This window comes from Rhodococcus ruber (assembly GCF_027270735.1).
Lineage (GTDB): Bacteria > Actinomycetota > Actinomycetes > Mycobacteriales > Mycobacteriaceae > Rhodococcoides > Rhodococcoides rubrum_A.
This window is the reverse complement of sequence record NZ_JAPWIJ010000007.1, coordinates 45793-59619: the sequence shown is the minus strand read 5'-3', so window position 1 is coordinate 59619 and position 13827 is coordinate 45793. Positions and strand designations below refer to the sequence as shown.

At 65.0% G+C, this 13827-nt stretch carries 11 protein-coding genes; 2 read left to right on the top strand and 9 right to left on the bottom strand.

The annotated features are described in order from the left end of the window. Nucleotides 1-9: 9 nt before the first annotated feature. The gene (locus tag O4220_RS17340; RefSeq protein ID WP_269606947.1) at nucleotides 10-819 is read right to left on the bottom strand and encodes a DUF3097 domain-containing protein; all 810 of its coding nucleotides are present in this window, start codon (nucleotides 817-819) and stop codon (nucleotides 10-12) included. A 76-nt stretch (nucleotides 820-895) separates the two neighbouring features. Here O4220_RS17340 and O4220_RS17335 point away from each other — a divergent pair, with 76 nt between their 5' ends. Next, entirely contained in the window at nucleotides 896-1726 is an 831-nt protein-coding gene (locus O4220_RS17335) for a hypothetical protein (protein WP_269606451.1), read from the top strand. A gap of 25 nt (nucleotides 1727-1751) precedes the next feature. Here the strand turns inward: O4220_RS17335 and O4220_RS17330 are convergent, their stop codons facing one another. The 8 genes from O4220_RS17330 to O4220_RS17295 all read right to left on the bottom strand — a co-directional run bounded on the left by O4220_RS17330 (nucleotide 1752) and on the right by O4220_RS17295 (nucleotide 10608). After that, nucleotides 1752-2834 (bottom strand): ferrochelatase, encoded by a 1083-nt coding sequence (locus tag O4220_RS17330; RefSeq protein ID WP_269606449.1) that lies wholly within the window; start codon nucleotides 2832-2834, stop codon nucleotides 1752-1754. 103 nt (nucleotides 2835-2937) lie between these two features. Beyond that, the gene (inhA, locus tag O4220_RS17325) at nucleotides 2938-3762 is read right to left on the bottom strand and encodes an NADH-dependent enoyl-ACP reductase InhA (RefSeq protein WP_032377850.1); all 825 of its coding nucleotides are present in this window, start codon (nucleotides 3760-3762) and stop codon (nucleotides 2938-2940) included. Between the two features lie 60 nt (nucleotides 3763-3822). Further along, a complete protein-coding gene (gene fabG1, locus O4220_RS17320) occupies nucleotides 3823-4545 on the bottom strand; it encodes a 3-oxoacyl-ACP reductase FabG1 (protein ID WP_269606446.1) in 723 nt (240 codons plus the stop codon). 66 nt (nucleotides 4546-4611) lie between these two features. Continuing rightward, nucleotides 4612-5610 (bottom strand): VWA domain-containing protein, encoded by a 999-nt coding sequence (locus tag O4220_RS17315; RefSeq protein ID WP_269606443.1) that lies wholly within the window; start codon nucleotides 5608-5610, stop codon nucleotides 4612-4614. Continuing rightward, nucleotides 5607-6605 (bottom strand): DUF58 domain-containing protein, encoded by a 999-nt coding sequence (locus tag O4220_RS17310; RefSeq protein ID WP_420030412.1) that lies wholly within the window; start codon nucleotides 6603-6605, stop codon nucleotides 5607-5609. The genes O4220_RS17315 and O4220_RS17310 overlap by 4 nt, the downstream gene beginning before the upstream one ends. Then, nucleotides 6602-7858, bottom strand: a complete 1257-nt coding sequence (locus O4220_RS17305) for an AAA family ATPase (protein ID WP_269606943.1) — start codon at nucleotides 7856-7858, stop codon at nucleotides 6602-6604. The genes O4220_RS17310 and O4220_RS17305 overlap by 4 nt, the downstream gene beginning before the upstream one ends. A 256-nt stretch (nucleotides 7859-8114) precedes the next feature. Beyond that, complete coding sequence (locus O4220_RS17300; protein ID WP_420030411.1) at nucleotides 8115-9626, bottom strand: NlpC/P60 family protein; 1512 nt, start codon at nucleotides 9624-9626, stop codon at nucleotides 8115-8117. A 439-nt stretch (nucleotides 9627-10065) separates the two neighbouring features. Next, the gene (locus O4220_RS17295) at nucleotides 10066-10608 is read right to left on the bottom strand and encodes a DUF6676 family protein (RefSeq protein ID WP_269606441.1); all 543 of its coding nucleotides are present in this window, start codon (nucleotides 10606-10608) and stop codon (nucleotides 10066-10068) included. Nucleotides 10609-10955: 347 nt separating this feature from the next. Between O4220_RS17295 and O4220_RS17290 the strand changes: the two genes are divergently transcribed. Beyond that, nucleotides 10956-13766 (top strand): aconitate hydratase, encoded by a 2811-nt coding sequence (locus tag O4220_RS17290; RefSeq protein ID WP_269606439.1) that lies wholly within the window; start codon nucleotides 10956-10958, stop codon nucleotides 13764-13766. The last annotated feature ends 61 nt before the right edge of the window (nucleotides 13767-13827 follow it).

The following is a 13827-nucleotide window of genomic DNA, read 5'->3' as shown; positions in this document are numbered from 1 at the left end:
GACACAGCCCTACTCGGTGACGAAGTCGACCAATTGTTCGACGGCGCCGATCAGTGGTGCTTCGAGATCACGGAAGCTCGATACCGACGAATACACCCGACGCCATCCCTCCCGAGGACTACCCCACCCCAGCTCTCGGCAGATTCCGGTCTTCCAATCCTGACCCCGAGGGATCTTCGGCCAAGAATCGATACCGACAGCAGCGGGCTTGACGGCCTCCCAGACGTCGATGAACGGATGACCGGTGACCAGCACGTGCTCGCCCAGCGATTTCGTCAACTTCGACTCCTTGGACCCGGTCACCAAATGGTCCACCAGCACTCCGACGCGACGCCCTGGACCAGGACCGAAATCGGCCAATCGCTCCCCCAGGTTGTCCAGGCCCTCCAGGTGCTCGACGACCACTCCCTCCACTCGAAGATCGTGTCCCCACACACTTTCCACGAGGGCCGCGTCGTGCACCCCTTCGACCCAGATCCGGCTCGCGCGGGCCGTCCGTGCCCGCAGTCCCTCGACTTTGGTGGATCCGGAGGCCGAGCGCGTCTGCTGCGGTGTCGCAGCCGCGGGCTTCGGGCGGACCAGAGTCACCCGACGGCCGTCGATCAGGAACGCGGCTTCTCGCAGGGCGAACAGACGTGTGGTGCGGGCACCGTCCTCCAGTCGGACGAAGTCTCCGTCGTAGGTGCGCTCGAATCCGACCACCGCACCGCAGTAACCGGTTCCGGCGTCCTCGACGACCAGTCCGCGCTCGGCCGGAACTTCTGGTGCCGGTACCTTCCGCATCCGACTGTGCCCTCTGAGAATGTCTCCGCCGTACATGTCGTTCACGGCGGTCAACGCTAGCGACATCGGCGTCCCGAGCACGGTTCGCCACGCCGACCTATGCTCGTGAGTCGTGTGTTCTTCGAGTGCGAGTCTTGCCCTGTGGGCCAGTTCCTGGCTGGCTGGTGCCAGCTCACCGGACGACGTCATCGACGCCATGTCCGAGTGGGCACCGATGCATCTCTTGGGTGCGGGCGATGCGGGTGCGTCCGAGAGCTTCGGACTGCAACATCCCGGTTACGCCGAGGGAATCGCAGGCCTGCTGCAGGCAATCAGAGCCACCGCAGGGGCAGAGACGCGGTCTGCGGTCGGAGACGACCGAGTCAGGCTCGTCCTGCCTGCCCCCGGCGCAGTGAGCGGGCTGCCGGCGAACACGGATTTCTCGCGCGCCGCCCTGAACGCCGGGCAGGCCGTGATCGTCGGCACCTCGGGCAACAACGGGATCGGAGTGGTGCCGGTCGTCGAGGGACCGGATGTGTTGCGCTGGACCGTGTATTCGATCGTCGTCCCCGAGCACGGCCATCGTGAGCAAGGCTTGGGCGAGGCCGAATACGAGATGCGCGAGGCCGTTCGCGGCGCGGCAGACGCTCTCGCCCAGATGCAGTCGCTCCCCACCCGAACCCTGCAATCCGATCCACGCGCCCGCATCGCCGCACTGATCGCCGATGCGGCCCGGCATCGCTACCCCGCCGAGATGTCGGACAGGGCATTCCGAGTACTCGAATCCGCAGACCGAGTTGCGGCCATTCTGACCGTCGCGGCCGGGTCTGCACCCTCGGAAGCCCCCACCGCGACAGCCGCTGCGGCGCGCGAGGAGTTGGTTCGGCCGCTGTGGGCCGCGGTCCGAACTGCCCGCACCATCGCTGTCGCGACGAGCATCGAAGCGGCGATGCACTCCGCTTGATGCCCGTCGGTCGTTCGATCAGGGACTATCCGGCAGCCGCTCCGGCAGGACGAGTCGGCCGGGACGGTTGCTCGCAGCAGCCGACGGCGCAGCGATTTCCGTCCAGCGTCGAACCGTAGCCCGGCACACGGCCGAGCCCGCGGCAGTCGGCACCGAGGCGGTACTCGTCGACGAGCTCGCGAATCATCTTGGGAAAACGCATATCCGACCCGGGGGTTCCGGCACGGGCAAAGGCCAGCCCGAGCTCGCGAGCTTTCTCCTCGGCCTCGGTGTCGAGATCCCACACGACCTCGAGATGGTCGGACACGAATCCGATCGGACACACGATCACCGCGTCGACCGACCGAGCCGAGAGCGCCTCGAGATGGTCGCAGATGTCCGGGTCCAACCACGGAACCTGTGGCGGTCCCGATCGGGACTGCCACACCAGGTCGTAGTCCTCGATACCGGACGCGGCCGCGACGAGCCTCGATGCCTCGGCAACCTGACGGCTGTAGAGGTGACCGGCGTCTTCGGGCGGACCGGCGTTGACATCGGCGGCCGAGGGGATGGAGTGTGCGGTGAACACCAGGCGTGCACCAGCGCGGTGCTGCTCGGGCAACGAGGCTCGCGCCGATGCGACGGCGTCGCTGAACGCGTCGACCATCAGCGGGTGGTCGTAGTACTGCCGGATCTTGAGCAGATGCGGTGCTCCATCGCCCACTGCGTCGCGGGCCCGAGCGATGTCCTCGTGATACTGCCTGCACCCGGAGTAGCCACCCCACGCCGACGTCGGGAACACCAGGGCATTGGCGATCCCGTCCGACTTCATGGTCGCCACGGTGTCCTCGATCATCGGATGCCAGTTGCGGTTTCCGAAGTAGATCGGCAGATCGATTCCGGCCGAATCGAATTCGTCACGAAGTGCAGAGATGATGTTGCGATTGAGCTCGTTGATCGGGGAAACACCCCCGAAATGCATGTAGTGCTCGACGACGGCGTCCAGGCGCTCGGGCGGCACTCCGCGGCCGCGAGTCACGTTCTCCAGGAACGGGCGTACGTCGGCAGGCTGTTCCGGTCCGCCGAACGAGAGCACCAGCAGTGCGTCGAAGTTTCCAGGGGTGGTCATATATCCATTGTGCCCTCGCCGCCGACAGGCCCGGGTGGGGGTCCGATCGGCGAACGAAACCTCCCGGTGGGCGAAACCACGCGCGGTTCCGCCCACCGCGACGTCACATGTTTTCGGGCAGGTACGTGTTGTGACTGGCTCCACCGTCGACGTACACGATGGATCCGGTGGTGCCGGGCAGCCAATCCGACAGAAGCGCAACGATCGACTTCGCGACGACGGTCGGATCGTTGACGTCCCAACCGATGGGAGCGGCACCGTCCCAGTACACGTTGAGCTGGTCCATCTTGGCTGCATCACCGGTCGCGGTACCCGCAATTGCCTTGGCGGCAAGAGTCCTGATCGGCCCTGCTGCAACAAGATTGGAGCGGATGCGCTTGGCTGCGCCCACTTCCCGTGCCACGTAACGGTTCACCGATTCGAGTGCGGCCTTGGCCACACCCATCCAGTTGTAGTACGGCATCGAGGTGCGGGGATCGAAGTCCATTCCTACGATCGAGCCACCCTCGTTCATGACCGGGAGCACGGCGCGCGCGAGCGACGCGTAACTCCACGCGGAGATCTCGAATGCCCTCGCGGCATCGGGGCCGGGGCCGTCGAGGAACGGCTTGGCATCCGGTCCCATCAGGGTGCGCGGTGCGAATGCGATGGAGTGCAGAACTCCGTCGATGCCCTCGGGGGCCACTTCGCGGACACGGTCGGCCAGCGCCGCCAGGTGCTCCTCGTTGGTGGCATCGAGCTCGATCGCCGGGGGCACCTCCTTGGGCAGCCGCTGCGCGATGCGGTCGATGAGCCGAAGCCGATCGAACCCGGTGATGATCACCTTCGCACCCTGCTCCTGCGCCATGGCAGCGGCGTGGAACGCGATGGAGGCATCGGTGATGATGCCGGTGATGAGAATGGTCTTGCCTTCGAGCAATCCGCCCATAGTGCTGTTTTCCTTAATTCGGAGGTGTACGTCTATCGAAAGCGTTGTGCGAGTAGGACTTCAGTGCCCCATACCCATACCGCCGTCGACGGGGATGACCGCGCCGGATACGTACGACGAGTCCGGTCCCGCGAGGAAGCTCACGACGGCCGCGACGTCCTCGGGCTGACCGAGACGTTGAAGGGGGATGAATTCCTTTGCCTTGCCGCGCAGGTCGTCCGAGAGCTCTGCGGTCATGTCGGTTTCGATGAACCCCGGGGACACGACATTCGCCGTGATGGACCGCGAACCCAGTTCCCTCGTGATCGACCGAGCCATGCCGATGACGCCCGCCTTGGACGCTGCGTAATTGATCTGGCCCGGTCCACCGGCCATGGCCACGACCGAACTCAGGAAGATCATCCGGCCCCAGCGTGCACGCAGCATGGCGCGGTTGGCGCGCTTGGCGACGCGGAAGGCTCCGGTGAGGTTTGCATCGATGACCCGCTGGAACTGATCCTCGGTCATCCGCATCAGCAACGTGTCGTCGGTGATGCCCGCGTTGGCCACCAGCACCTCGACGGGTCCCTGCTTCTCCTCGACCTCTTTGAAGGCAGCGTCGACCGAGTCGGAGTCGGTGACGTCGCAGACGACTCCGAACAGACCGTCGGGCGCTCCCGATCCGCGGTGGGTGACGGCCACCTTGTGTCCGTCGGCACTGAGCCGTTGGGCGATGGCCAGACCGATACCCCGGTTACCTCCGGTGACGAGTACCGATCGCGCGATGAAGTCAGGTGTGGACATGCCTAGCAACCTATCTGTTCGTCCTGCAATGACAAAGCGAAACTTACTGGTGAGTAATGACAGCGATCACGGCAATCGTTGCCGCATCACCAATGCCGACCCCAAGCCCGACGCGATGAACAGGACGCCGAGGATCAACCACGGCCGCGACGCGTCCCCTCGGGTGATCTCGAACCCGATCTGTTCCTCCAGGGTGTCGTACACGTCGCGCAGGTCCTCCAGCGACGACGCGGTGAAGAAGCTGCCTCCCGAGAGGGTCGCGATCTCGCGCAAGGACGGGTCGTCGACCGGCACCGGAACTCGTTCGACCCCGCCGCCGCCCTCGTCCTCGATCTCGACCGAGCCGTAGCTCGTGCCGAACGAGATAGTGGAGATCGGCACGCCCTTGTCCTTTGCCGCCCGTGCGGCGGTGTAGCCGCCGCGCGGGTCGTCGAGTTCCTGCGGCACGGTCTGCTTGCCGTCGGAGAGCAGCACGATCCGAGCAGGTGGGGCCGCGTCACCGCCGCCGAGAATGGCTCCGAGAGTGTCGATCGACTGCAGCGAGGTGAAGATCGCCTCACCGGTGGCCGTTCGCTCGCTCAGCTGCAACTTGTCGATGGCGGACTTGGTGGCTTCGCGGTTGGCCGTGGGAGACACCAGTACGGACGCGGTGCCCGCGAATGCGACCAACCCGAGGTTGATTCCTGGAGTCAGACCGTCGGCGAAGGACTTCGCGGCTTCCTGAGCGGCGGCCAACCGGGTCGGCTCGACGTCGGTGGCCTCCATCGACAGCGAGACGTCGATGACGAGCATGACGGTGGCACGGTTGCGTGGGACGCGCTCGTCCGCCGTGGGGCCCGCCATCGCGACAGTCAGAAACAGCAAACCGACCAGCACCAGGGCGGTGGGTAGGTGTCGCAATCGGTTCGGCCGGACGGGCGCAACCGACTCGAGCAGTTCCATGTTGGAGAAGCGAAGAACGTGCTTCTGCTTGCGCCGTTGGATCCAGATGTAGCCGACTGTCAGTGCGAGGACGACGACGAGAAATCCGAGCCACCACGGCGAAGCGAAATCGGTCAGGCTCATCGTGTACCGGTCCGAGCAGTATTGGTGAAACCGGATCCGATGGTGTGTCTGCGCGCGGTGACGAAGCGGACGACGTCGGCGATCCAATCACCGTCGGTACGTAGTGTCAGCCGGGGCGCTCCGCATCGCCGCAGCGCCTTCTCCACGTCGTCGCGATGCGCAGCCGCGGCACGGGCGAAATCTGCTCGTAGCCGAGGCGTCGTGCTGAATTCGCGAGTGCGGCCCGATTCAGGATCGTGCAGCACCACGTCACCGACGTCGGGTAGCTCGAGGTCACGTGGGTCGAGTACCTCGACCGCGAGTACGTCGTGCCGTGCCGAGATGGCTCGGAGCGACCGCTCCCAGTCGATAGGCCCGAGAAAGTCGCTGATCACCACAGCCATGCCACGACGGCGTTCCGGCCGACGCAACGCCTCGATGGCAGCTCGAAGATCGCCGCGTACGCCGTCGGCTGCCGCGGGTGTCGTGGCGATGGCGCGCAGCATCGACTGGGTATGCACCCGGCCGCCTCGTGCCGGAATCCGAGTGGTGCTGGCTCCGGTGGCCACAACCGCGCCGATTCGGTTACCGCCCCCGCCGGACAGATGGGTGATGGCTGCCGAGGCGGCAACGGCGAGATCACGCTTCTCACACCCGGTGGTGCCGAAGTCCAGGCTGGCCGACAGGTCGACCACGAGCCAGGTCTCCAGCTCGCGGTCGGCCACGGACTGGCGCACGTGCGGATGCGTCGTGCGCGCAGTGACCGACCAATCCATCTGGCGAACGTCGTCGCCGGGCTGATACTCCCTCGCGTCCCCCGGCTCGGAACCGGGACCGGGGATCAGCCCGAGGTGGTCCCCGTGCAGAACACCGTCCAGCCGTCGGCGCACCGTCAGTTCGAGGGTCCGCAATGCTGCGGCCAACTTCGGATCGCGCAGCTCACCCGAACGGAACGACGGCGGCCGAGAAATGGGGTTACTGCCGGCAGTCACAGGTGCGGTGTCGGGTCCGCTCACTGCCCCGGCGTACCGATCGACGATCCGTCACCCGACGGCTTCTGAAACGACGGTGCCGGTTGACCGTACTGGCCGCCCTGCGAAGGCTGCTGAGGTCCTGGCTGCTGCGATGGCGGCACCTGGCCCTGTGCGGGAAATTGCCCCGGAGCAGGGAACTGGCCGGCTGCGGGATACTGGCCCTGGGCCGGGTACTGACCCTGTGGCCCGGCTTGACGCCCGTCGAAGTGCGGGCCGTCGGAACCGGCTCCGTTGGTCTGCGGCACCGGAACCGCCTGCGGCGACACCTGCGGCAAACCGACGGTCTGCAGTACCCGAGAGATGACCGTCTCCGGAGTGACCTCGTCCGCGAGGGCGTCGTAGGACAACACCAGACGGTGCCGAAGCACATCGGGAATGACCTCGAGGACGTCCTGCGGCACCACGTAGTCGCGACCCCGGAGCAGAGCCAGCGCTCTCGACGCCGCGATGATCCCCAGCGTTGCGCGCGGCGATGCACCGTAGGCGATCCAGCTGGCCACGTCGTCCAGACCGAACTGCTCGGGCGTACGCGTGGCAGCAATGACCCGAACGACGTAGTCGACGAGCGCATGGTGCACGAACACCGAGCTGGCCAGATTCTGAAGCCGAACCAACTCGACCGGGTCGAGGATCTGCTTGGGCTCGGGCGCCTTGATGCCCATGCGGTAGACGATCTCGCGTTCCTCCTCGACCGTCGGGTAGTCGACGACGATCTTGAACAAGAATCTGTCGCGCTGAGCCTCGGGAAGGGGGTAGACGCCCTCGTTCTCGATCGGGTTCTGCGTTGCCATCACCAGGAACGGATCTGGCATCGGGAAAGTCCGGCCGCCGATGGTGACATGACGCTCGGCCATGACCTCGAGCAACGCGGACTGCACCTTCGCCGGCGCGCGGTTGATCTCGTCGGCCAAGACGAAGTTGGCCACGACAGGTCCGAGTTCGGTGTCGAACTCCTCACGGCCCTGACGGTAGATCCGGGTTCCGACGAGGTCGGTCGGGACCAGGTCGGGAGTGAACTGGACTCGCGAGAACGAGCCACCCACGACGCGCGCGAACGTCTCGACGGCAAGTGTCTTGGCGACGCCAGGAACACCCTCGAGCAAGACGTGTCCGCGGGCGAGCAATCCGACCAAAATGCGTTCGACCAGGCGATCCTGACCGACGATGACGCGTTTGACCTCGTACACGGCCTTCTCGAGAAGTTGGACGTCCTCGGCCAGGCCTGGGCTGTCCACCCGCTTCGGCTCCCCACCCTGTGGATCACGAGTCGAGGTCTCGACGTGGGCCGACTCCTCGTCGTTCGAAATCCGGCCGTCACGTGATGTCACCAAGAATTCACCGCTTTCAGTCGATCATCGTCGGGCGCGTGTCGATACCGCCGCGATCAACTATTCCAGGTGATCGCCGAGCGCGCCGAAAGGCACCCCCGCCGCGTGGCCGGAGTGGAGCCTGCGGAACGACTCGAGAGGCCGGAGTGGAGCCTGATCGTGCTCAGGACACCATGCGCACTGCGTAGGGAGTCATGCCGCTGTATCGCACGTCGGACACCTTGACCACCGAACCCGACTGTGGGGCTTCGAGCATCTTGCCGTCGCCGAGGTAGAGCGCAACATGCTGGCTGGCGTTCGGGCCGTAGAAGATCATGTCGCCGCGCTTCATGTCCGAGGACGGCACTTGCTTGCCTGCGGTGTATTGATAGCCGGTGTAGTGGGGCAACGAGATGCCGAGGCCGGCGAAGGCGTAGATCATCAGGCCGGAGCAATCGAACCCGACCTTGTTGTAATCGCCGTAGCTGTCCGCGACGCCGCCGTCCCTGATGCCCTTGGTCGGACCGTTCTCGTCGCCGCCGCCCCAGGAATACGGCACTCCCAATTGGCTCATTCCGCGATCGATCGCCAGTTCGACGGCCGCGCTTCCGGTGACCGACGGCGTGGTGGACGTCTTCGGTTTGGTCGGTGTCTTCGGCTTGGTGGGCGTGGTTGTGGTCGAGCTGTCCGTGTCGGTCGTCGCGCTCGAATCGTCGTCGACGTCCACGTGCGAGCGCTGGCCCTCAGCGATGGCCGCTGCGCGCTGCTGCGCCGCGAGGTTGGCCGACACGCGGGCAGCTGCCTGCACAGCAGCTTCCTTCGCTGCGGCGGTGGCGGCCGCGATGGCCGCATCCTCGGCTGCCTTCTGGGCTTCCCAGTCGCCGTAGGCCGCGCGCTGATCCTGCAGGCCAGCGACATTGCTGCGCGCCGAATCGAGCTCGGTCTGGGCAGCGTCACGCTGAGACTCGATCGCTGCTTTCTGGTCGGCCTCGGCCTGCAGAGCAGCTTGGGCCTCGGCGATGGCTTGCTCTGCCTCGGCCTTCTTGGCCTCGGCTTCCGACGCCGCAGCATCTGCCTGCTGCTTCGAGTCCCGCGCCGCAGAATCGCGATTCGCCTGTTCGGTCCGGGCCCGCTGGAGCCCGTCGAGCACCGCGTTCTGGCTGTTGGAGAGCACCTTCAGTACTTGGGCCCGATCCAAGACGTCGTCCGGTCCGCTCGAACCGAGGAACGACGCCATCGATGCAACCCCGGAACCCTGGGTATAGCTGGACTTCGCGAATTCGTCGAACTTGCGCTGGGCTGCCTGAATTTGGGTACCGGCATCGGCAAGTGCCTGTTGTGCTGCACCGACGACCGCGGCAGCGACGTCTGCGGCGTCGCGCGCATTCTGCAGATCCACCAGGGCCTTGTTGACGCCCTCTCGCTTCGAGGCAACTTCGTCGTCGAGTCGAGCGAGTTGCTGGTTGGCCGACGCAATCGCGTCGATCAGCTGACCGACCTGGCCAAGTCGGGAATCGACAGCACTTCCGGCGGCAGCGATATCGCTGTCGGATGGGTTCGGCGGCGGCGGCGGCACGGCGGCGGCAACTCCGGGAAGGGTTGCCATCAACGCGATGACGAGGCCGGCACCTACCAGCACGAATCGGGTACGGACGAGCGCTTTACGGCGGGTGGCGCGGACTGGACGTCGGCTCACGAATATCTCCCTCGGGTCCGGCATTCACTCAGGTCCGAGTCGAACCGTCGTGCCGCCGCAGCGCTTGCCGTCCCCACCCCGATCGCAGGTGACGGTGAGCGCTGTCGCCGGGCGGGAAAGAAGCACGCAGCGACACGACAGGTGTGAACCACGTCAGTCACACCCGAAGCAGTGGCCTCCCGAGTTCCCCACGGACGACACTCTGCCTTCTGCGACACTCCTTCCCCAGCAGTGCCAATGGCACCGTACGACACTTTGCACCCTAAAGAAACTCCAGTCCCAAATGACACATTTGTAATTTCACCAGGCACAACGCCGTGAACTCGGGGTTTGCCGGAAACAATTTTTCCGACTTTTTCCTGCGGCGCGGCCGTCATGATCGAGGGCCGGATCCACGGTGCGGGCGTCGGTCACCCGAACGACGCGTCGACGCGTAGGTTCAATTCTCGCCGGAGTCGCGATTCGCGCTCTCGGTGGCCGCGGCCCGAGCCCGGAATCTGCGGGCCTTCACAACTGCAGTCAGTGTGGCGACGGCAGCTACGACGACAACGAGTCCACCGGTGAGCAGGCCCCACGGCGTCTGATCTTCGACGAGTGTGTCCACGAAATTGTCGGCCGCGACGATGTGGTTTCCGGTGTACGTGCGGTCTTGACCGGCCTCGAGGGTCACTCGGCTGATGGAGTCGCTGAAGGTGCCCACCTGCCCGGGGCTCAAGACCAATACGGTGCCACCCTCGCGTGCACCGACCGCCGTGGCGAGGTCGCGCAGCTGCGAGTCGTGGCGCGGTTCGTTCGGCACGATGACGATGCTCAGATCGATGCCGTGTTCTTCGGCGCGGGCCACAGCTGCGGACAACGCTGCTTCCTCGTCGGCGGGCCCACTCACGCCGGTCTCGCGGACCGTGGCGACGATGCTGTCGACGTCCAGACCTGCCGGAATATCGGTGGCAAGTGGGGAAACGGCGTGAATCGGTTCAGGCATCTCTCGTCCAGTCGGTAGGAACCAGTCGCGTGAAACCCTACGTCACAGTGCTCTCGATACCCGGGAGGCGTGCAACTCCGAGGCAGCAACTGAGGCCGCCCTTCATTGCGTCGCTCGAAACAGTACGTGAGGATTGTGACGCGGGTCGTTCTGTCGGCATCCGCCGAGAAACGGACCCGCAAGTTTTCACAGGACAAGCGTACTGTTAGACTTCCATCGAGACGCTGCCCGAGCGTCCGCAGGCAATTCGCACGCCGGATGCCATGCCGAGACACACGGACATCGCCTCGCTTCAACCGTCGACACAGCCCCGTCGGCGGTGTGCCTCATAGACGAGTGGAGCTGAAGTGACCGCAAGTAATGATTCATTCGGTGCAAAGGGCACCCTCGAAGTCGGAGAGAACTCGTACGAGATCTTCCGACTGTCGGCTTTGCCCGGTGCCGAGAAATTGCCCTATGCACTGAAGGTCCTCGCGGAGAATCTCCTTCGCACCGAGGACGGTGCCAACATCACCGCCGACCACATTCGTTCGATTGCGTCGTGGGATCCGTCCGCGGAGCCGAGCTTCGAAATCCAGTTCACCCCTGCACGCGTCATCATGCAGGACTTCACCGGCGTTCCGTGCATCGTCGACCTCGCCACGATGCGTGAAGCCGTCACCACCCTGGGCGGCGACCCCAACAAGGTCAACCCCCTCTCCCCCGCCGACATGGTCATCGACCACTCGGTGATCCTCGACGTCTTCGGCCGCGCCGATGCCCTCGAGCGCAACGTCGACCTCGAGTACGAGCGCAACGGCGAGCGTTACCAGTTCCTGCGTTGGGGACAGGGTGCCTTCGACGACTTCAAGGTCGTCCCGCCGGGCATGGGCATCGTGCACCAGGTCAATATCGAGTACCTGGCACCGACCATCATGACCCGCAAGGGCCAGGCGTACCCCGACACCTGCGTCGGCACCGACTCGCACACCACGATGGTCAACGGACTCGGTGTGCTCGGCTGGGGCGTAGGCGGCATCGAGGCCGAGGCTGCGATGCTCGGTCAGCCCGTCTCCATGCTCATCCCGCGCGTCGTCGGCTTCAAGCTCTCGGGCGAAATTCAGCCTGGTGTCACGGCGACCGACGTGGTGCTCACCGCGACCGAGATGCTCCGCAAGCACGGCGTCGTCGGCAAGTTCGTCGAGTTCTACGGCGAGGGTGTGGCCGAGGTTCCGCTCGCGAACCGCGCAACCCTGGGCAACATGAGCCCCGAGTTCGGGTCCACCGCAGCCATTTTCCCGATCGACGAAGAGACGATCAACTACCTGCGCCTGACCGGCCGCAGCGACGAGCAGCTCGCGCTCGTCGAGGCGTACGCCAAAGAGCAGGGCATGTGGCACGACCCGAAGAACGAAGCCGTGTACTCCGAGTACATCGAGCTCGACCTCAACACCGTCGTTCCGTCCATCGCAGGCCCGAAGCGCCCGCAGGACCGAATCCTGTTGTCCGAGTCCAAGGTTGCCTTCCGCAAGGACATCCACAACTACGTCGAGGAGAACCACCCGAAGCACGAGGGTGACAGCAAGCTCGACGAGGCCCTCGACGAATCGTTCCCGGCAAGCGACTCCGCTTCGCTGAGCTTCGCCGAAGAGGATTCCGTCGACGTTCGTTCTGCCGCATACGGTTCCGAGGGCCGACCGAGCAAGCCGGTCCGGGTCACCACCGACGAGGCAGGCGAATTCGTCCTCGATCACGGGGCCGTTGTGGTTGCGGGTATCACCTCCTGCACCAACACCTCGAACCCGTCGGTGATGCTCGGCGCAGCACTGCTCGCCCGCAACGCCGTGGAGAAGGGCCTGTCCACAAAGCCCTGGGTCAAGACCAACATGGCACCCGGCTCGCAGGTCGTCACCGACTACTACGAGAAGGCCGGCCTCTGGCCGTACCTCGAGAAGCTCGGCTACTACCTCGGTGGTTACGGCTGCACCACATGCATCGGTAACACCGGCCCGCTGCTCGAGCCCATCTCGAAGGCGATCAACGACAACGACCTCTCGGTCACCGCAGTGCTGTCGGGCAACCGTAACTTCGAGGGTCGTATCTCCCCCGACGTCAAGATGAACTACCTGGCCTCACCGCCGCTGGTCATCGCCTACGGCCTCGCGGGCACGATGGACTTCGACTTCGAGACCGACCCCCTCGGCGAGGATCACGAGGGCAACCCCGTGTTCCTGAAGGACATCTGGCCGTCGTCGCAGGAAATCGAGGACACGATCAAGTCCTCGATCAGCCGGGACATGTTCAGCAAGTCCTACGAGACGATCTTCGCCGGCGACAGCCGCTGGCAGAACCTGTCCACCCCCGAGGGCGACACGTTCGAGTGGGATCCCAAGTCGACGTACGTGCGCAAGCCTCCGTACTTCGACGGCATGACGATGGATCCGGCTCCGGTCGAAGACATCAAGGGTGCACGCGTGCTGGCCCTGCTCGGCGATTCGGTCACCACCGACCACATCAGCCCGGCAGGACCCATCAAGGCAGGTACACCCGCTGCGCAGTACCTGGATTCGCACGGTGTCGAGCGCAAGGACTACAACTCGCTCGGATCGCGCCGCGGTAACCACGAGGTCATGATTCGCGGAACGTTCGCGAACATCCGCCTCAAGAACCAGCTGCTCGACGACGTCTCGGGTGGCTACACCCGCGACTTCACTCTCGACGGTGGTCCGCAGTCGTTCATCTATGACGCGTCGCAGAACTACCAGAAGGCCGGCATCCCGCTGGTCGTGCTGGGCGGCAAGGAGTACGGCAGTGGCTCCTCGCGCGACTGGGCTGCCAAGGGCACCTCGCTCCTGGGCGTCAAGGCCGTCATCACCGAGTCGTTCGAGCGCATCCACCGCTCCAACCTCATCGGCATGGGCGTCGTTCCCCTGCAGTTCCCGGCCGGTGAGAGCGCATCGTCGCTCAAGCTCGACGGCACCGAGACGTTCGACATCGTCGGCGTCGAGAAGCTGAACGAGGGCACTACCCCGAAGACGATGGCAGTGACTGCGACCAAGGAAGACGGAACCAAGGTCGAGTTCGACGCCGTGGTCCGTATCGATACCCCCGGTGAAGCGGACTACTACCGCAACGGCGGAATCCTGCAGTACGTTCTGCGCAACATGATCAGAGGCTAGTCACACGGCACTGTAGACAGACGCCACGCACAGCGATGGGCCCGGAACTCGATATGTGTTT